Origin of the sequence: Vibrio sp. SCSIO 43097 (genome assembly GCF_023650755.1) — a bacterium.
GTDB classification, from domain to species: Bacteria; Pseudomonadota; Gammaproteobacteria; order Enterobacterales; family Vibrionaceae; genus Vibrio; species Vibrio alginolyticus.
Genome location: NZ_CP071841.1, coordinates 877,375 through 895,782, shown reverse-complemented (window position 1 = coordinate 895,782; position 18,408 = coordinate 877,375). Strand labels below are relative to the sequence as shown.

The following is an 18,408-nucleotide window of genomic DNA, read 5'->3' as shown; positions in this document are numbered from 1 at the left end:
TCAGACTTTATTGGTCTCGACGTTTGTTGTGTACATCGCTGCATTTCAAATTCAAACATAGTGTTGTATTACTTAGATTTCCCCCCTTCACTGACACACCTAGCGTGATTTCAATCACAAAAAGATATTTACTTAGCGTGCTAACTATTTTATATTGCTTAGCACGCTAAGTAATTGAGTAGATCTTATGATTCAAGACATCAACAGTTTGCGAGACCTTTCTCTGGCTGAAAAATTATCTCGTGTTGCTCGTTTGTGGAAAATGGTTGCAGATCGCGAGTTAGAGCCTTTAAACCTAACGTATCCGCGTTGGACTGCGTTATGGAAGCTTTATCGAATGGGTGACAACATCAGTCAGAAGCATTTGGCTGAAGCGCTTGAGATCGAGTTAGCGTCGTTGATGCGAACATTAAAATTATTAGAAGAGCAATCTCTGATCGTTCGCCATTGCTGTGAACACGATAAGCGAGCACGTATTGTTAGCCTCACAGAAGAGGGGAAAACCCTACTAAAGCAAATGGAGGCTCGAATTCTTCAAGTTCGAAGCAAGCTCCTAACGGACATCAACGACCAGGAACTTCAGCAGCTTTCATTGATTCTTGATCAGATTGCTCACAATGCACTTGATTCACTTAGCGAATAAGTCAGAAAACCGAATAAAAAGAGAAGTAAACGCCTATGACTCCAGATCAAAAATTCGCACGTTGGATCAAATATTCTTGCGTCGCGTTTGTCCTTGTCTTTGCCTATTTTCTAGTTGCAGATCTCGCCATGCCGTTGACGCCTCAGGCAATGGCAACGCGTGTGGTAACTAAAGTGGCCCCCCGTGTGAGTGGGCAGATTACACATCTTTATGTTGCCAACAACCAAGAAATAAGCCAAGGCGATCTACTATTTCAGATTGATCCCCTGCCTTATCAGCTCGCCGTAGAAAAGGCTCAACTTAACCTTGAGCGTGTGATTCAAAACAACGAACAACTTGATGCTTCTATTGCGGCGGCAAAAGCAGACGTTGAAGCGAGCAAAATCGTGGCGGAACAAAAAGTTCGCGAAGCGAAACGTCTTAATACCCTGTTTCACCGTAATGGTACTTCGCAACAACAGCGCGATGACGCACAGAGCAGCGCAACGGCAGCTAAAGCGAACTTACTGGCCGCACGTGCTCGTTTAAAAGAGTTGGAAGTAAACCGCGGTGATTTAGGCGCGACGAATGTGAATATCCGCGTGGCGCAAAACCAGCTAAAACAAGCGGAACTTAATCTGTCTTACACTCAAGTCTCGGCGGAACATGATGGCGTTGTCGCTAACTTGCAGCTGGAGACGGGGGCCTATGCGGCAGCTGGTACACCTCTTGTCGCTTTAGTCTCCGATGACGTGGATATCATTGCCGACTTTCGTGAAAAGAGTTTACGACACTTTAATCAGAACAGCCGTGCGTTAGTGGCTTTTGATAGCTTGCCTGGTGATGTATTTGAAGCTCGTATTACGAGTGTGGATGCCGGGGTCAGCTCGGGTCAGTTCGATGCGGATGGTCGCTTAGCAACACCAACTGACTCAAACCGTTGGGTGAGAGACGCGCAGCGCTTACGTTTACATTTAGCTATCGATGAGCCTCAGCAGCGTGCATTTCCAGCAGGGGCACGAGCAACCGTGCAGTTGTTGCCAGAAAACGCATTATCTGGCTGGTTAGCGAGATGCCAGATCCAATTCTTGAGTCTTCTTCATTATATTTATTAACGAGGAGGCGATATGAAGTTATGGGACCACCCCATGTCGGAAAACGACTTCCGTCAGTGTTTGCGCATTGCAACTGGTGCGACTATTGGTTTCACTTTATGTAAAGTATTTGGTTGGAACTATGGCGTATTCTTTACTGTAACCCCGATGCTGTTACTTGGAATGGTGCCAGTCATGAGTCTACATGCCGCACGACAACTGATTTTTTCAGCGGTTGTGTGTGGATTAGAAGTTGGGGTGCTTGGTGGATTGTTTGGTGGGCACCCAGGCATGATGACAATCATTGCATTCGGGTTGTTCCTATATAAATTCGCCTGTATGTCAAAAGGGAGCTTGTTCTTATTTGGAGCGAACAGCGTACTGAGCTTAAGCATCATGCTGCATTTTGCTAGTTATCCAACCACTGACTTAAATGACCTAATATTTAGCAACCTGCAAGCGAATGTTATTTCAGTGATCGTTGCTTATGTGGTGACATTTTTGATTCCCGATGCGGAACCTCGTCAGCCACCAGCGAAACCGTCGCAGCCTAAACAGAGTCATCGAATGCGTCATGAAGCCCTTATGGGGGCGAGTATCGCTACAATGTCTTTCCTTGTATTCCAGCTATTTGACCTCAGTGACTCTATGTCTGCTCAGGCGACAACCTTACTTTTATTGTTTCCTATGCATTGGAACGGTGCTTTAGGGTATGCGCGAAAAAGAGCAATGGGGACCTTGATGGGGGTGACCTTTGGTATTGTCGGACAACTTGTATTATACGATTGGTCGGATACCTTATTGTTTATCGTCCCATTGCTTTGGATTGGTGCAATGATGTTCAGTTATATGCACGTGAAAGAGTCTAGCGGTTCGGGAGCCGGATTTGGCGGTTTAACCACATTAGGCATTTTGTTCGGCCAATATCTTACTCCGGATGGTGACTTAATGTTCAGTGCGCTGTATCGCGTGAGCAGTATTTTGTTTGCTATTGTTGCGACGCTGCTTGTGACCTATACGGTTCACAGAATACTCAACAGCTTTGAGGCGACGCGCTTTAGCGAGCAGTAAGTTCAGACGTTACTGGTTAGAAAGGATTGCTCCAGTAACTCTGTTTTTAGTTCGTGAGTCATCGCAATGGGACTGGCAAACTTAATTCCAACTACCCATCCCTTCACCAATTTCTTAATGTTGGCAATGACACATCGATTTTCTTCTCCGATATAGTGGCTTAACGGGCATTCGATGGTAACACTCTCACCCACGTTGAATTCGGGCTCAATCAAGGTTGATATACCAACACCTGCTAGAGAGAAATCGATAAGGCTACCGTCGTAGACATTCCCTGCATGAATAACGTTACAGTCCATTTGCAACTTGTAACGCTCATGTTCCCGAACTGGTTTGGTTGCAAATGTTCCTGGAATGCGGATAAACAAAAGGGGGGATGGTCGAACGGTCGTCGTCAGCACGCTGGACTTAAACGCAATGACATGGCCTAACTCCGTATCTGATACACCACGCACGATGACATCGGCGTTGGGGAGTTTTCTCATCACTTGCTCTTCAAGCAAACGCATTGGTATATCAAGAATCAAATAAGCATTTTCTTTCATCCCCAGATAGGTGGTGGAATACGTATATTGATCCTTAGGCCCAAATTCGAAATTAGTAGAAAGTTTCATTCCCGGTTTGAGAAACCTATGCAGTTCATCTTTAGTATGAGTGGCTGGCATCACATTGGCGTTTTAATTATTAGTTAAGCTGAGGCTATCAAAACGCCATTTTGTTATTCAAGATAGTAAGGCATAAGTTTTTGTAAAATCATCGCTATCTGTGAAGTGGTGGGCGATAAGTTTGGCTCATTCCACCTTTCATAAAGATTTGGCTTGCCACAATACTGCCGCATGTGACCAACATCAGCGCTAACCAAGTGAGAGAATCTGGTTGTTCACCAAAAATTGGAACGGCAAGAAGTGTCGCGACGACTGGAGTTAATGAACCAAAAGCTGCGCTGGCTTCGGCACCGATGATCCTAATTGCATAAATGAAAGTGAAAGAAGCGATTAAACCTGCGCCAACACCTTGTAGCATCGCGTGGCCAAATAACTCCTCCCATGGCCACTGGCTGAACGGTGTTACCACCAAATAACTGTCTACCCACCCGAAACCAACGGCGATGATGAGCAGAGCCAAAGACGCGATTGCAACGAATCCTGCACAGACGTGTGCATTAAGATTGGCGACACGAGCGCTGATGGTGAAAGCAGCCCACATGATGCTGCCAGTTAGAAACAGGATATGCCCTTGCAACTGAGACCAGTTGTACTCTGCGCCGCTATTAGAAAGAAGGAATACGAAAATCCCTAACAACACCGTAGAAAGCCCGATTAAGCGGTGAGCACTCAGCGACTGTTGATAACAAAGTACCGCGATAGCAGAAACAAACAATGGCAAAGTGCCAGGTACTAATGCACTGCCGTGCGCCACGGGAGCGAAATGCATAGCCGTTCCGACGACCAGAAGATAGGGAAGGCCGCTTCCAACCACAACACCAACCAGGTAGCGTTTAGGCACTACGCGCAGCGACTGTTTATGCTTAATCACAAATGGTAATAAAATTATACTTGGGATTAGAAAGCGAACTAACGCGATATCGGCTGGCTGCAAGGCAGAAATTGCGCCCCCTTTTAAAGAAATAAAGAAACCAGACCAAAGCAGTAAGGTCGTTAATATAGCAGCGTATCCCAAGATCATTATCGACATGTCCATTTGTAAATGATGTGTTAATTGTTGAATAAAACTCTTGCCAAAGGGAGGCAAAGTTTGACGTAATTAGGCTTGATATTGGTGATAAATTGCGTATAAGTGTTAATTGTTGGTGATTAAAGGCATGGAAGAATAAATGGATAAAATTGACAGGCAACTTATCAACCTAATGCAGAAGGATGCCACTCTGACAACGGCAGAACTTGCTGACCAAGTAGGGCTATCGGCATCACCTTGTGCAAGGCGCATTAAGCGTTTGGAGCAGGAAGGTGTAATTAGTGGTTATCGAGCTATTGTGTCCAGAGACACTGTAGGCATCGCGATGACTGTATTTGTTGAAGTGAGTTTAAATAACCACCAAGCTTCTTCGATTGATGAGTTTGAACATGCCGTTGTTGAGATGGATGAAGTGATCTCATGCCATGTCGTATCAGGGGCCTATGATTACCTGTTAGAGGTGGTCAGTAAAGATCTCGCTGGTTATGAAACATTTACTAGAAAGTTACAGCGATTAGAAAATGTGAAAGATATTCATACCCACCTGGCGATTAGACAAGTGAAAGGAAATGGCAGTTTGCCGATTTATGCATAAGAAAGATGAAATTTTTCGATAGACTTAAGATTGCCCACTATCATCGAAAGCGATATAGACAGTTTGGTAAAGACAGAGCCCGAACTCTGGGATGGGCAGATAAGTATAGTCAGATCAGCCGTTTTGAGGCGTTGTGCCGAGGGTTAACGTTAGACGGTTCAAGTATTTTAGATATTGGGTGCGGCTACGGAGACTTGTTAGCGTTTATCGAACTTACGGGGGGGCTTCCTCAAAGCTATATTGGCATTGATCAGCAAAAACAGTTTATCTCTGAAGCCAGAAAACGAGATTTTCGTACGCAAAGTAAGTTTATATGTGGCGACTTTTCAACGTTGGTATTGCCTCGTTGCGACTTTGTTTTTGCTTCCGGATCATTGAACTATCAATCCACCAACCCAAATCATACCATTGAAATGATTGATAAAATGTACCGAGCGACAGAGAAAGGTTGTGTGTTTAACTTGTTGGATGAATCCAAACTACCCAGCATGAAAATGTTAGCGTCGCACAATAAAGAAGGTGTCTTTCGCTATTGTCGGTTGCTGTGTCCGAATACACGATTGATTGAGGGATACTCCGAGCACGACTTTACGATTGCCATGATCAAAAAAGCGAAGTCCGTTTCCTGACTCCGCCTTATAAATTCTTAAGCCTTATTGGTTTTTGTATTGTGAGATTTCACAGTTACCTGTGTATCTATCAACCTTGAATGAGAAAGCGGCTGAATGGTATTCCCTCCCATCACTCCATATTGTTTCTCCGAAGATTTTACAAAGATCCAAATCACTGATTGAACCGAACTCTTTTACGTGCCTAACTACTGACAAAAACTTGGCTTTGGTAGCATTAGGACACTCCCTGTTACTTAATCGATTGATAACCATGTTTGTAGCATCATCTCCAGCCAAATGTGACTTTTTATTAAATTTTATTAATGGCTAAACTAACCAAAAAATGTCCATAAGTAAAGCATTAATGTGACGTATGTCTCTATAAATTGATTGTCTTGGTCATGGTTTAGTCAAGTTTGTCAAAGGGAACAATCCCATTATTTACATTTGATATCATTCACGACTAAGGAAAGATAAAAAGCACGAATAACGTCCAATATTGGAGTGAAAAACCAACATCGTCTATTCAAAACTGGCTCTGTTTTTACTTCGAAACATCTTGAGCGTATTGAAGCGCTCGGGCTTCTTTATCATAGACTTGTGACAGAGTTTGATATTGTGAAGAGAGGCGCTTGTAATCTTCAGCAAGTTCCAAAGCGTTGGTGTTATACCATTCCGCAGTTATTTGATTGGCTGTTTTGTTTGACTCGCGGCACTTCTGGGCCAGTATCTCCCACCCATTTGCTGACCATTGGGATTGTGTGCTCAATTTAAGCAGCTGATTCGCTTTAGTTGTGAGCTCTTCTTTGTATTGAATCGATGCTTTTAATTGCGCTTTGAACACATTTTGGTTCGACTTGGCACGCCAAAGTAGCACGAGCTCATGCAGTGAAAAGGTTTCGGACAATAACTGACGCTGTTTATGTTCGGTCAAAAGTGTATTGAATACCTCAACATGCTGATTGTAATTGGACTCTAAACGATTGAATTGGGTAAGATTGTCATTCCACGACGATGGGTTACATTGAATATTGGCGTGCCCCGTTATCGGGAACAGAAGAAATAGTAGTATCCAATTGAGTCTGTTGATCATTATTGCTCGCGTTAGTTGACCTGCTCTTTTGAGTATATACCCAAATTTCTACGACATGCGTGCTGCTGGTGGGATAAGAATAAAGAATAAAGAATGAAAAGGAAAAGGGCATGAAGAAAATTCTCGTCGCATTGATTGTCATGCTGTTGCTCGGCGGAGCGGGGGCTGGATACTATTTCTTCTTTATGCAGAAAGATGAACCTGAAGCACCAAAGGCTACACAAGTCGAGCAATCGTCACTGCAAAAAGAAACATCTAAACCGATTCTGGATTTAGAAGCCGTTCCCCCGGAAGTTACCGAGTACTACGTTATTGAGCGTCGTGTCAATGTTTACAACAAGCCTAACCCTAATGCTTTAGTTGTCGATACGCTCTATAAGGGAGAAAAAGTATCGGTGTTAGAAAAAGTAGATGGGTGGTACCGAATCTCCGGCTATCTTGTCTATGAAGAGGGTGGAGAAGAAAAAGCCGAATGGTTGAATGCTGAAGGGTTATCGGATGCAGAGCCAGTTATTAAAGAGCAAGAGCGCTTAGAGATATTGGATGAATACCTACAGAAGTCGGATGATTTAAAAGTTCACTTGGATATTTTCCGTAAGAAAACACAGCAATTGTTAGACGATGAAACCTGTGATCCGAGTGATTTTGAGGAGCTCGGAGGCTGGGTTCGTTCTGTGACGTTCAAAAAGCGCAACGTTTACTTCATCTATTGTGGCGGTTTGGAGCAAGAGAACAAGATCTACTTAGATGTTGATAAGGGCGAGATTTTTTATAGATAGCTCACCACTAATTACACTCGTTCTCTAAAGACGTTTTGATAAAAGCAATAACGATGCAAACCTGAAATCAGAGATTTATAACTTTTTAGTTGTGAACCATAATCAATAGGAATACTATCAACGAGTCAAGTGACCTAACTTGGCTCTTTGTGTTTTTAGTGAGTTCCTATGCCTTGGATTTACCTTAGAAAGTTGATTGTGCTGCTATTTGCAATGGTATTGCTACCAGTGCATGTATCTGCTGCGCAAATCGATCACAAGGCTCACGTACCGCACTTTTCTAAGCTACAACCTTTTGTAGCCGTAAGTGTATCGCCAAACTCTTCCGTCGATTTTTCTGAAGTTTCAGAAGAAAGCTCTCAATCTCCAGTATCTGAAGGCCATGCAAGTCTCGATTCCGTTGCTTTGTTTAACTCTCAGCGCTGGACGTCTTACTTACGGGAAGGGCTTGATGACGAGCACGTAGATTTTGTCGGCGATCTCACTACTCCGTTTTACGCTGATGCGGGTTACGCATACAGCTTGATGGACATTAACTGGCGTCACAACCAGTCCACATTTTATCATTTCACAAGCGATCATCGCATTTCTGGTTGGAAAGAGACCAATGCCATGTACGTCGCACTCAATAGTCAGTTTTCTGCCTAAACACCATCTATTTGCACCATTGTGCACTCTTAACACGACGATTGTATTCGACAGGACGTGAGCGTTCTGAGCATTTCATACCCTGAATTTATTCTGGGAGCATCTGTCGTGTGTTAAGCCTTGTTATTAAAAGCTTCACTTCATTGTGAAGGGATGATGTTTACATGAAAAAAACACCAAAGCAGCAAAAGAACAGAAAGCTGATGAATCACTACTCAGCTTGGAAATATGTCGTATTAATCACGACGGTCATTATTTTAACCCTAAGTGCTATACCAACTTGGTTTGGCGAACAGCCTTCTATCCAGTTGACGTTTGCGGATCAAAACAACAGTGAAATGTCGGTTGTTCATCTGAATCAACTGCTAAAAACCAACCATATTTCAGCCGACAAAATCATCGAAAAAGACGGCAAAACAACCATTGTATTCGATGGTGAAGATGCGCAAAGTAAAGCTCGTGCGTTGTTAAACAAAGAGCTAAATAAAGACGACAGCATCACTTTCTCATACGTATCGGTTGCGCCAGAATGGTTGAATGAGATGGGCTTTAGCCCAATTAAACTCGGTCTTGATCTTCGTGGTGGCGTTCAGTTCTTGTTGAATGTTGATGTGAATAAAGCGTTTGAAGAGCAACGTGATGCGTTGATTGATGAAATCAAAGCGAATCTGCGTGATCAACGTGTTCGTGGTGTGCAAGTTCGAGCAGAAAGCGGCAACCGAATTACGGTAAACAGTGACAGCGAGCAAGCATTGTCGGAAGTAAACAAGTTCTTGCGTCAAAACTACCCGGGCTGGATTTCAAAAAGTTCATCTCGTGGCTTTGTGCTTGAACCAAGTGAACAAAATATCCAAGAATTTCAATCGTCGACCCTTCAACAAAACCTGAAGATCATGCGTGGTCGTATTGAAGAACTTGGTATCACAGAAGCACTAGTGCAACGCCAAGGTAAAGAGAGCATTCGAATTGAGCTCCCTGGTGTACAAGATCCTGCTCAAGCGAAAAACGTTATTGGTGCAACAGCAAGCTTGGCGTTTTATGAAGTGAAAGATGCGAGCCAAGCACACAGCAGCCAAGATCTTGTTCTTCAAGATAATGACGGTCGTACTGTGATTTTGGCAAAACGACCAGTTCTAACGGGCGAGCACATCGTGAACGCTCGTGCTGGTGTCGACAAAATGGGCATGTCAGAGGTAAATATTTCTCTTGACCACGCTGGTGGTAAGAAAATGAGTGACTTCTCAGCAACTCACATCGGCAAGCCAATGGCGACCGTTTACCGAGAGTACAAAACAAACGATCGCGGTGTAACTGAGCGTAGTGAGCGCGTTATCAGCGTCGCGACTATTCAATCTCAACTTGGTAGCCAGTTCCGTATTACTGGGGCAGGTAGCATGGACGATGCGCAGCAGTTAGCGCTATTACTTCGCGCGGGGTCACTGACAGCGCCGGTTACTATTGTGGAAGAGCGTACTATCGGTGCTTCTCTGGGGGCAGAAAACATTGAAAACGGTTTTGCAGCACTGGCTTTAGGTATGGGACTAACACTGACCTTTATGGCACTTTGGTACCGCCGCTTAGGTTGGGTAGCAAACGTGGCGCTTTGTGCCAACATGCTTTGTTTGCTTGGCTTAATCGCCTTGTTACCAGGTGCGGTTCTAACGCTTCCGGGTATTGCCGGTTTAGTGTTAACCGTCGGTATGGCAGTAGACACCAACGTTATTATCTTTGAACGTATTAAGGACAAAATGCGTGAAGGCCGCAGCTTCGCTCAAGCGATTGATCTTGGCTTTGACAGCGCATTCTCGACCATCCTTGATGCCAACATTACTACCATGATCACCGCCGTGATTTTGTACGCCATCGGTAATGGCCCAATCCAAGGCTTTGCCTTAACACTCGGATTAGGTTTGTTAACCAGTATGTTTACAGGCGTATTTGCCTCTCGAGCAATGATCAATTTAATTTGGGGCCGCGATGCCCGTCGTGATGTGAGGGTTTAATCATGGTCGAAATGCTAAAACAAAATATTCGTAAAATTCGCTACTTTACTACGCTAGTTTCCATCATTCTAACGGTGATCGCGATCGTCGCTCTAGGCTTTAAAGGGTTGAACCTAGGTTTGGACTTCACTGGCGGTATGGTGACAGAAGTAAAGGTAGATAAGCAGCTAACTAACCATGATCTGCTTGACGTTCTGCAACCAAAGCTTGGTGAATCTGCGTCAGTGACACGCTCTGGTGAAGATGGCCGTTGGGTGATTCGTTACTCTGCGCCGGAAGATGGACAAACGTTGCCAAGTGTAGAAGAGGTGTTGAAGCCAATCTCTCACCAAGTTGATGTTGTCAGCAACAGTATAGTTGGCGCTCAAGTTGGCCAAGACTTGTTTGAACAAGGTGGCTTAGCATTGTTGATTTGTGTGTTGAGTATTCTCGGTTACTTGTGTTTCCGTTTTGAGTGGCGTTTGGCCAGTGGTTCACTGTTTGCTTTGGCCCATGATGTGATCTTAGTGCTTGGTTTCTTTGCAATTACTCAAATGGAGTTCAACTTAACCGTTTTTGCAGCGGTGTTAGCAATTTTAGGTTACTCATTGAATGACTCGATCATCATTGCAGACCGAATCCGTGAGCTGTTGATTGCGAAACAGAGTTGGAAAACAGAAGACATCAATGATCAAGCTGTTATCGCGACGTTTTCACGCACTATGGTGACATCTGGTACGACATTGATCACTGTTGGTGCATTATGGATTATGGGAGGAGCGCCTTTGGCTGGTTTCTCAACCGCCATGTTTATTGGCGTTCTGTCGGGTACATGGTCTTCGATTTCGATTGGTACTGTGCTGCCGGAGTGGTTGAAACTGGAGCCGAAACATTATCTTCCAGTTGAGATCGACGCTGCGCCATAGCATCGTTCTTTTAAGGTAAAAGTGCTTGCGCCACTCATTTTGAGTGGCGCTTTTTTTGTGCTTATTTCACGCGCATCAGACGATGTTTTACTCGTCCCAAATCGAACTCTAAGACTTGTGAGCGCTTCATTGCTTCGACTTTATTCAACATTGGCTCTTGGTAGCCTTTCTTCTTCATCCACTGAAGAGGTACAGAGAAAGCATCTTCATTAACGACATAAGACTCGCCTTTATGCTCACCGCTATAGACGTTCACAACCCAAACTCGGGCTTGAAAGTCCAATACTTCACCCATGACTTTAGCGATTTTATTCAGAATATTTTTCATTGTTTCCAGTTTGCCTTAGCTTAGTAGCAACCAGACACCAACTCCCATCATTAAAGTGCCTGCGATACGGTTCATTAGACGTACATTCTTAGACTGACCTAATACGTGTTTCAACCCTTTACCACCAGTAGCGTACAGAGACATGCAAATGAACTCAAACAGTAAAATAATGGAGACAAGTATGATCAGTTGCGGTGCAAGCGCTGCGTTTTGGTCTATAAAAGGCGGTAAAAGAGAAATCATAAATGCCCAGCCTTTTGGGTTTGCGATTGCGGTAACGAAGCCTTGCATGATCAGTGCGATATTGTCACTCTTTGGTGTTTCTAAGTTGTCGACATTAATCGCAAGTTTCCCTCGCGATCGCCACATTTCAACACCAAGATAGAGTAAATAACCGCCACCAATGAACTTTAACGCGATAAACATCCAAGGATAATTGAGCATAATCGCAGCGATACCTAACACCGCAGAGACTGACACCAGCGCAACACCGAGAAGTTCTCCTATCATCATCCATAACGTGCGACGATAACCGATACTCATACCTAACGTTAGGGCGAGAGTCATGCACATACCAGGCGTGATTGAGACAAAAAAGAAAGTAGGGATGAACATACTGAGCAATGCAAGATTCATATCTGTTGATGATTTAGTGATTAAAGAGAAGCCACAAAGATAGTGCAAAGTGGAAAAGGATGCTACTACAAAGCGAATGATTACTTTCACTAGTAGCTAGTTGATGTTCTTCGAATATATAAATTTAAAATGAAATTATATTTTAATCTATGCGTCATAATAGTGCGTATTGCACCAGTATGAGACAAGCTCTTATATCATTTTTAGATTAAATATATTTAATTTATTATATTTTATCGGTATTAATCATCACTGTATTAAAATAATCAAATTGATAACTAAATTATCATTAAATGCAGTAATTAAATGATATGTTTGATAATTATTTTTACTGATAATTGAATTATTATTCTAATCTCAATTTTGTTGTAATCATATAGGCTTAAGATTCAGATCTTAAATCATGACATAATGTAACGTCTACCATTCTGTATGTAAGTGCATGATATTTAATAATTATGTTTCTATTTCTGTTGGTGTGGCTTTTGTGGAAGTGTGATTTAAAACAATGACTTATGTAAAATTAACCATTTTATAACATTTCACGGGTAATGAGATCTAAATCAATCTTATGCAATTGGGTGAGTTTTTTATTTGAAATGTAATATTTCTAGGTTAACTTAAAATAAAGGCAGCACGGGATTAGTTGTCAAAAGAATAAATAAACACGTCAGTTGGTGAACTATTTCATCAGTGTATTAAGTTTGCTTTTTAAATGCCGTTAAGAATGGAGTCTTCAATGAAGAAAGTCGCTTTGATCACTGGATCAAAAGGCGGAATTGGTTCTGCTATTTCCTCTCAATTAGTCAATGACGGTTACCGTGTAATCGCTACTTATTTCACAGGTAACTACGAATGTGCGCTGGAGTGGTTCAACAGCAAAGGGTTTACCAAAGATCAGGTTCGCCTTTTTGAGTTGGATGTAACAAACACGACAGAGTGTGCAGAGAAATTGGCGCAATTGCTTGGGGAGGAAGGAACCATTGATGTTGTTGTCAACAACGCAGGAATCACACGTGATAGCGTGTTTAAAAAGATGACTGCGCAAGCTTGGAATGATGTCATCAATACCAACCTCAATAGTTTATTCAACGTTACGCAACCCCTCTTTGCTGCAATGTGCGAAAAAGGCGGTGGTCGTGTCATCAATATCTCTTCAGTCAATGGTCTTAAAGGGCAGTTTGGTCAAGCAAACTACTCGGCGGCGAAAGCTGGGATGATCGGTTTCTCTAAAGCCTTAGCATACGAAGGTGCTCGCTCGGGTGTGACAGTTAATGTTATCGCTCCGGGTTACACGGGTACGCCAATGGTTGAGCAAATGAAGCCAGAAGTGCTGGAATCCATCACGAACCAAATTCCGATGAAACGTCTTGCGACACCAGAAGAAATTGCAGCATCAGTGAGCTTCTTGGTCAGCGATGCGGGCGCCTACATCACCGGAGAGACTTTGTCGGTGAACGGCGGCTTATACATGCACTAAGGAGAGAAGATGATGGAAAAAGTATTTATCGTAGCAGCGAAGCGTACTCCAATTGGTGCTTTTGGTGGCAGCCTGAAAAATACTTCTGCTGGCGATCTGGCAGCAGTAGCGATTAAAGGCGCGTTGGAAGCGGCAAAGTTGCCTGGCGACAAGGTTGACGAAGTGATTGTCGGCAACGTTGTTGGTGCAGGTCAAGGAATGGGGGTTGGCCGCCAAGCGGCACTGTTTGCTGGGATTCCTGAATCTGTTCCTGCATATGGCGTAAACATGGTTTGCGGTAGTGGCATGAAAACGGTCATGGATGCCGTGTCCCATATCCGTAGTGGCGATGCTGAGATCGTTGTAGCAGCGGGTGTTGAGGTCATGTCTCAGATTCCGTTTGCTGCACCAAGCAGCATTCGTGATGGCAACAAAATGGGCAATCTGGAGCTAAAAGATCTGCTCATAGCGGACGGTTTAACCGATGTTTACAACCAATATCACATGGGTGTGACGGCAGAAAACGTAGCAAAACAAATCGGCTTAACTCGCCAGCAGCAAGACGAATACGCGCTGTCTAGCCAACAGAAAGCGGTAGCCGCTATCGAAGCTGGCAAATTTCAAGACGAAATTGTGCCAGTGGAAGTAAAGCAACGCCGTGAAACCGTGATGTTTGATACGGATGAATACCCAAAAGCGAACGCGACAATGGAAGCCTTAAGCAAGCTACGTCCTGCTTTTGACCGCGAAGGCACTGTGACTGCGGGTAATGCATCAGGCATTAACGATGGCGCGAGTGCGATTATCGTGGCGTCTGAAAGCGCAGTTAAAGCGCATGGATTAACGCCGCTTGCTGAGATTGTAAGCTATGCGCAATCGGGTCTTGATCCGAAGATCATGGGCCTAGGTCCTGTTGAGTCGGTCAATAAAGCACTCGAAAAAGCAGAACTCACAGTAAATGATATCGACGTTTACGAGTTAAACGAAGCATTTGCAGCGCAAGCACTTGGCGTGATTCATCAGTTGGCGGAAACAAACCAAGTTCCAGTTAACGCGATTCAAGATAAAGCGAACTTTAACGGTGGTGCTATCGCGCTAGGACACCCGCTTGGTGCATCTGGAAACCGAATCTTAGTCACGCTGGTTCACGAGCTTCATAAGCAAAATGGTCAATATGGCGTTGCTTCACTTTGTGTGGGCGGCGGCATGGGCACGGCTGTGGTTGTAAAGACAGTTAAGTAATTATTTAAAAGGACATTTTTAATTCTTTCTCTAGGAGACAAACCATGTACACAGATTTCTTCAAAACATTTAGCGATCAAACTGAAAAAAATCTAGAACCTTACTTGAAGTTCAACAAGCTAGTGACAAAAAACGTAGAAGTGTTGACCGAGCTTCAATTGAACGCCATTCGCACATACAGTGAAGTGGGTCTAAACCAGATGAAAGCAGCGACAGAAATCAAAGACGTAACGTCATTGACTGCTTTCAACAGTCAGCAACTAAGCGTACTTACTAAACTTTCTCAACAAATGATGGATGACAGCAACAAGCTTCAAGCGATTGCAAAAGAGTTCAAAGAAGACGTTGAGAAAATGACTTCGGAAAATCTAAAGACTGTTACTCCAGCGTAATTTGTCCGATTCTCGCCGCCCCTAGATTTGGGCGGCGTTGTTTTTTCCGAATATAGGAGTAAGACTATGTTTCAACACTTCTTTTCGGACTATCTTGTGAAGCTTCAGGAAACCAATCATCAGTGGTGGCATGATTTCGAAGTGAACAAGGCAGTCGTGAACTCTCCTTTAAACAAGGCCATGCAAGAAGTGAACTTTGAGGATACTGCCAAACTGTTCGAACAAGCTGCGAATCAGCCTGCTGCGATTTTAAAGCTGCAAGCACAGTGGTGGGAACAGCAGCTGCAAATTTGGCAGAATGTTGCATTGGCAGGGAACCAAGCACAAATCGTCGAAGCTGAAAAAGGGGATAAGCGTTTCTCAAACGAAGCATGGCAAAATGAAGCCATGTATAGCTTCATCAAACAATCCTACCTTTTATTTAGTAAGACCTATCTGGACACCATCGAGTCTTTGGAAGGCTTAGATGAAAAGACGAAAGAACGTATTATTTTTTTCTCTCGCCAAGCCATTAACGCCCTTTCTCCTTCCAACTTCATCGCCACTAACCCAGAGCTTTTGAAGCTGACACTTGAGCAAAACGGTCAAAACTTACTGGCAGGCTTAGAGCAGTTGAAAGAAGACGTTGAGTCGAGCGCAGACATTTTAAAAATTCGTATGACGAATAACAATGCATTCCGCGTGGGAGATGACGTTGCGACGACACAGGGCAATGTGGTTTTTCAAAACGAATTGTTTGAGTTGATTCAATATCGACCTCTAACAGAGAAAGTGAATGCGACGCCGCTGCTCATCGTCCCACCTTTCATCAATAAATACTACATCCTTGATTTAACGGCAAAGAACTCAATGGTTCGATGGTTGTTAGAGCAGGGGCACAGTGTATTTATGATGTCTTGGCGCAATCCAGGCAAGGCACAAGCGCACATAGAGTTTGGTGACTACGTGACAGAAGGCGTAGTGAAAGCCGTCGCTGCAATTGAAGATATAACAGGACAAGAGCAAATCAATGCCGCTGGTTACTGTATTGGTGGTACTGTTTTAGCAAGCACGGTTGCGTACTACGCTGCAAAACGTATGAAGAAGCGCATTAAGTCTGCCACTTTCTTCACCACGTTGCTCGACTTCTCTCAACCAGGTGAAGTCGGCGCGTATATCAATGACACCATTGTTAGTGCAATTGAAGCGCAAAATAACGCAAAAGGGTATATGGACGGCCGTTCCTTAAGCGTGACGTTTAGTTTACTGCGTGAAAACAGCTTGTACTGGAACTACTACGTCGACAATTACTTGAAGGGTAACAGTCCGGTTGATTTCGACTTGTTGTACTGGAATAGCGATAGCACCAACGTCAGCGCTGCATCTCACAATTTCTTGCTTCGCGAGCTCTATTTAGAGAACAAGCTGGTGCAAGATAAAGGCGTCAAAATTGGTGGAGTATGGATTGATCTCAATAAGATCAAAATTCCTAGCTATTTTGTGTCAACGAAAGAAGACCACATTGCGTTATGGCAGGGAACTTACCGTGGTGCGCTGAACACGGGTGGTAACAAAACGTTTGTCCTCGGTGAGTCTGGTCATATTGCGGGCATCGTGAACCCTCCAGCTAAAAATAAGTATGGTTATTGGTTGAACGATAATTTGGATGACTCTGCTGATGAGTGGTTGAATAACGCGGAACACAAAGAGGGATCGTGGTGGACACACTGGAACGAGTGGTTACTCCAATTCAACCCTAAAGAGCAAGTTGAGCCTTTCCCTATTGGCTCAGAAAACCATCCGGTTATTGATGAGGCGCCAGGACAATACGTCAAACAGGTTCTGCCAGTAAAAGAATCTTAAACAACTCCCTATAGCAGTAAATCTTAGCGGCCTTTATGGTCGCTTTTTTTATGTATGATTGCTTGTTTATTGTTGGCAAGTACCATTGAGTAATAAATAAAAAGCGCCGAGCATTTGCTCGGCGCTCAGTGTCAACAAATAGGCTAGTTGACGAGTAGAGATGTGTTACGTTACACCTCTTTATCCTTACCAAATGACAGCAGCCAGAGAGAGATTGCTGCTACCGCCACAAAGCCGGAAAGAATAATCACTGGCATAGCACTGTAGCCAAGGATATGCCAAATTACAGATTCTAATGTACTCATGGTAAGTCTCCTTAGTGCCAGCCTTCAACGCCGCTCATGTCTGGTAGTTTGTGCGCAATACCTTTGTGACAGTCTACACATGTTTTCTCGCCTGAAGCTAGAGCGGTGGAGTGTTGTTCTGCCGCACGTGATCCTTGCTGAGAGTAATCCATGAAATCAAACTCATGACAGTTACGACATTCAAGAGAGTCATTCTTTTTCATACGTGCCCACTCTCGTTCTGCGAGGTGTCCACGACGCTCTTGGAACTTCTCTGGCGTATCGATCGTCTTCGTTACGAAGTGTGCAAATAGCTCTTTAGATGCCTGTACTTTACGAACGATCTTATCCGTCCATTCATGAGGAACGTGACAGTCTGAACAAATCGCACGAACACCAGAACGGTTGGAGTAGTGAATTGTTTCTTGAATTTCAGCAACGATCGGCGCGTGACAGCCAGAACAGAATTCTTCTGTGTTGGTTGCTTCCATACCTGTGTTGAATGCGCCCCAAAATAGAAGGCCACCAGCGAAGCCTAGAAATAAAACCACACCAGCGGCAGCTTTACTCGGGCTCGACAGTCTCTTCCAAAACGCTTTAAGTATTTTCATAAGTAACCTCTTAGTACTCGCGTTTCAATTACTGAAGCGAATCGACTGCCTTAAACTCGTTTTCCACTAGTGGTTTTGCATCCGTTTGTGGAACGTGACATTGCAAACAGAAGTAACGACGAGGAGACATATCTGCCAGTACCGCATCTTCTCTGTTTACATAGTGCGTTACGCTAATTTTAGTCGCACCTGACTCTTTTGCATTTTTCCAGCTATGGCATGCAAGACACTTGTTAGCATTTAACGAAATTTCGTAGTGACGAATGCTGTGTGGGATCAACGGTGGTTGATAAACATAGCTGTCTTCAACAATTTGATCTTTAGGGAAGTCTTTGAACTCGTCTGCTGGACGCGTATCTTCCAATTGAGACATTCCACGTAAAGATTCTAGACCTCCAATACCACCTGGATTATCCAACTCAGCTTGCGCAATGCCTGTCACTAACGCACCTACAGATAAAACTGCGACAAGTAATTTTTTCATCATTTCATCTCCGC

The 18,408-nt window shown here is 43.8% G+C and carries 21 protein-coding genes; 13 read left to right on the top strand and 8 right to left on the bottom strand.

The window, feature by feature from the left end; translation table 11 throughout:
• The first annotated feature begins 187 nt into the window (after positions 1 to 187).
• Genes slyA through J4N40_RS20300 form a run of 3 tightly spaced genes read left to right on the top strand, consistent with a single transcriptional unit; the run spans position 188 to position 2,787 of the window.
• The gene (gene slyA, locus J4N40_RS20310) at positions 188 to 643 is read left to right on the top strand and encodes a transcriptional regulator SlyA (RefSeq protein WP_017635177.1); all 456 of its coding nucleotides are present in this window, start codon (positions 188 to 190) and stop codon (positions 641 to 643) included.
• 35 nt (positions 644 to 678) lie between these two features.
• Positions 679 to 1,737, top strand: a complete 1,059-nt coding sequence (locus J4N40_RS20305) for an HlyD family secretion protein (protein WP_065275182.1) — start codon at positions 679 to 681, stop codon at positions 1,735 to 1,737.
• Positions 1,738 to 1,749: 12 nt separating this feature from the next.
• Positions 1,750 to 2,787 carry a DUF2955 domain-containing protein gene (locus tag J4N40_RS20300; RefSeq protein WP_017635179.1) on the top strand — a complete coding sequence of 346 codons (1,038 nt, stop codon included), beginning with the start codon at positions 1,750 to 1,752 and terminating at the stop codon, positions 2,785 to 2,787.
• A gap of 2 nt (positions 2,788 to 2,789) precedes the next feature.
• On the opposite strand, the gene J4N40_RS20295 is transcribed toward J4N40_RS20300, so the two are convergent.
• Positions 2,790 to 3,452 (bottom strand): flagellar brake protein, encoded by a 663-nt coding sequence (locus J4N40_RS20295; RefSeq protein ID WP_064369362.1) that lies wholly within the window; start codon positions 3,450 to 3,452, stop codon positions 2,790 to 2,792.
• A gap of 94 nt (positions 3,453 to 3,546) precedes the next feature.
• On the bottom strand, positions 3,547 to 4,473 hold the full coding sequence (locus J4N40_RS20290; protein ID WP_017635181.1) for a DMT family transporter: 927 nt from the start codon (positions 4,471 to 4,473) through the stop codon (positions 3,547 to 3,549).
• Between the two features lie 148 nt (positions 4,474 to 4,621).
• On the opposite strand from J4N40_RS20290, the gene J4N40_RS20285 reads away from it, so the two are divergent.
• Both J4N40_RS20285 and J4N40_RS20280 read left to right on the top strand, forming a co-directional pair.
• Positions 4,622 to 5,077 (top strand): Lrp/AsnC family transcriptional regulator, encoded by a 456-nt coding sequence (locus J4N40_RS20285; protein ID WP_005373581.1) that lies wholly within the window; start codon positions 4,622 to 4,624, stop codon positions 5,075 to 5,077.
• A gap of 5 nt (positions 5,078 to 5,082) precedes the next feature.
• Positions 5,083 to 5,706, top strand: coding sequence for a class I SAM-dependent methyltransferase (locus J4N40_RS20280; protein ID WP_054576117.1), 624 nt, complete (start codon positions 5,083 to 5,085; stop codon positions 5,704 to 5,706).
• A 526-nt stretch (positions 5,707 to 6,232) separates the two neighbouring features.
• Here the strand turns inward: J4N40_RS20280 and J4N40_RS20275 are convergent.
• Positions 6,233 to 6,781 carry a hypothetical protein gene (locus J4N40_RS20275; protein WP_017635183.1) on the bottom strand — a complete coding sequence of 183 codons (549 nt, stop codon included), beginning with the start codon at positions 6,779 to 6,781 and terminating at the stop codon, positions 6,233 to 6,235.
• Between the two features lie 110 nt (positions 6,782 to 6,891).
• Here J4N40_RS20275 and J4N40_RS20270 point away from each other — a divergent pair, with 110 nt between their 5' ends.
• The 4 genes from J4N40_RS20270 to secF all read left to right on the top strand — a co-directional run bounded on the left by J4N40_RS20270 (position 6,892) and on the right by secF (position 11,116).
• Entirely contained in the window at positions 6,892 to 7,560 is a 669-nt protein-coding gene (locus tag J4N40_RS20270; RefSeq protein WP_053304530.1) for an SH3 domain-containing protein, read from the top strand.
• Between the two features lie 168 nt (positions 7,561 to 7,728).
• Positions 7,729 to 8,208: a hypothetical protein gene (locus J4N40_RS20265; RefSeq protein ID WP_115386539.1), complete on the top strand. Its 480-nt coding sequence runs from the start codon at positions 7,729 to 7,731 to the stop codon at positions 8,206 to 8,208.
• Between the two features lie 164 nt (positions 8,209 to 8,372).
• Positions 8,373 to 10,211, top strand: coding sequence for a protein translocase subunit SecD (secD, locus tag J4N40_RS20260; RefSeq protein ID WP_005373570.1), 1,839 nt, complete (start codon positions 8,373 to 8,375; stop codon positions 10,209 to 10,211).
• A gap of 2 nt (positions 10,212 to 10,213) precedes the next feature.
• Positions 10,214 to 11,116, top strand: a complete 903-nt coding sequence (secF, locus tag J4N40_RS20255) for a protein translocase subunit SecF (protein WP_005373567.1) — start codon at positions 10,214 to 10,216, stop codon at positions 11,114 to 11,116.
• A 61-nt stretch (positions 11,117 to 11,177) separates the two neighbouring features.
• Here secF and J4N40_RS20250 read toward each other — a convergent pair whose 3' ends face one another.
• Positions 11,178 to 11,444 carry a hypothetical protein gene (locus J4N40_RS20250; RefSeq protein WP_115386540.1) on the bottom strand — a complete coding sequence of 89 codons (267 nt, stop codon included), beginning with the start codon at positions 11,442 to 11,444 and terminating at the stop codon, positions 11,178 to 11,180.
• 15 nt (positions 11,445 to 11,459) lie between these two features.
• Positions 11,460 to 12,080, bottom strand: coding sequence for a LysE family translocator (locus J4N40_RS20245; RefSeq protein WP_021035942.1), 621 nt, complete (start codon positions 12,078 to 12,080; stop codon positions 11,460 to 11,462).
• 739 nt (positions 12,081 to 12,819) lie between these two features.
• Between J4N40_RS20245 and J4N40_RS20240 the strand changes: the two genes are divergently transcribed.
• From J4N40_RS20240 to phaC, 4 genes are all read left to right on the top strand, one after another.
• The gene (locus tag J4N40_RS20240; protein ID WP_115386541.1) at positions 12,820 to 13,560 is read left to right on the top strand and encodes an SDR family oxidoreductase; all 741 of its coding nucleotides are present in this window, start codon (positions 12,820 to 12,822) and stop codon (positions 13,558 to 13,560) included.
• Between the two features lie 12 nt (positions 13,561 to 13,572).
• A complete protein-coding gene (locus J4N40_RS20235; RefSeq protein WP_053349411.1) occupies positions 13,573 to 14,781 on the top strand; it encodes an acetyl-CoA C-acetyltransferase in 1,209 nt (402 codons plus the stop codon).
• Positions 14,782 to 14,825: 44 nt separating this feature from the next.
• On the top strand, positions 14,826 to 15,173 hold the full coding sequence (locus J4N40_RS20230; RefSeq protein ID WP_005373550.1) for a phasin family protein: 348 nt from the start codon (positions 14,826 to 14,828) through the stop codon (positions 15,171 to 15,173).
• Positions 15,174 to 15,239: 66 nt separating this feature from the next.
• Positions 15,240 to 17,015 (top strand): class I poly(R)-hydroxyalkanoic acid synthase, encoded by a 1,776-nt coding sequence (gene phaC, locus J4N40_RS20225; RefSeq protein ID WP_017819891.1) that lies wholly within the window; start codon positions 15,240 to 15,242, stop codon positions 17,013 to 17,015.
• Between the two features lie 170 nt (positions 17,016 to 17,185).
• Here phaC and J4N40_RS20220 read toward each other — a convergent pair whose 3' ends face one another.
• Genes J4N40_RS20220 through J4N40_RS20210 form a run of 3 tightly spaced genes read right to left on the bottom strand, consistent with a single transcriptional unit; the run spans position 17,186 to position 18,394 of the window.
• Entirely contained in the window at positions 17,186 to 17,320 is a 135-nt protein-coding gene (locus J4N40_RS20220; RefSeq protein WP_005373546.1) for a TIGR02808 family protein, read from the bottom strand.
• Positions 17,321 to 17,331: 11 nt separating this feature from the next.
• Positions 17,332 to 17,910, bottom strand: coding sequence for a NapC/NirT family cytochrome c (locus J4N40_RS20215; RefSeq protein ID WP_005373542.1), 579 nt, complete (start codon positions 17,908 to 17,910; stop codon positions 17,332 to 17,334).
• Between the two features lie 28 nt (positions 17,911 to 17,938).
• A complete protein-coding gene (locus tag J4N40_RS20210) occupies positions 17,939 to 18,394 on the bottom strand; it encodes a nitrate reductase cytochrome c-type subunit (protein ID WP_005389061.1) in 456 nt (151 codons plus the stop codon).
• Positions 18,395 to 18,408: the final 14 nt, after the last annotated feature.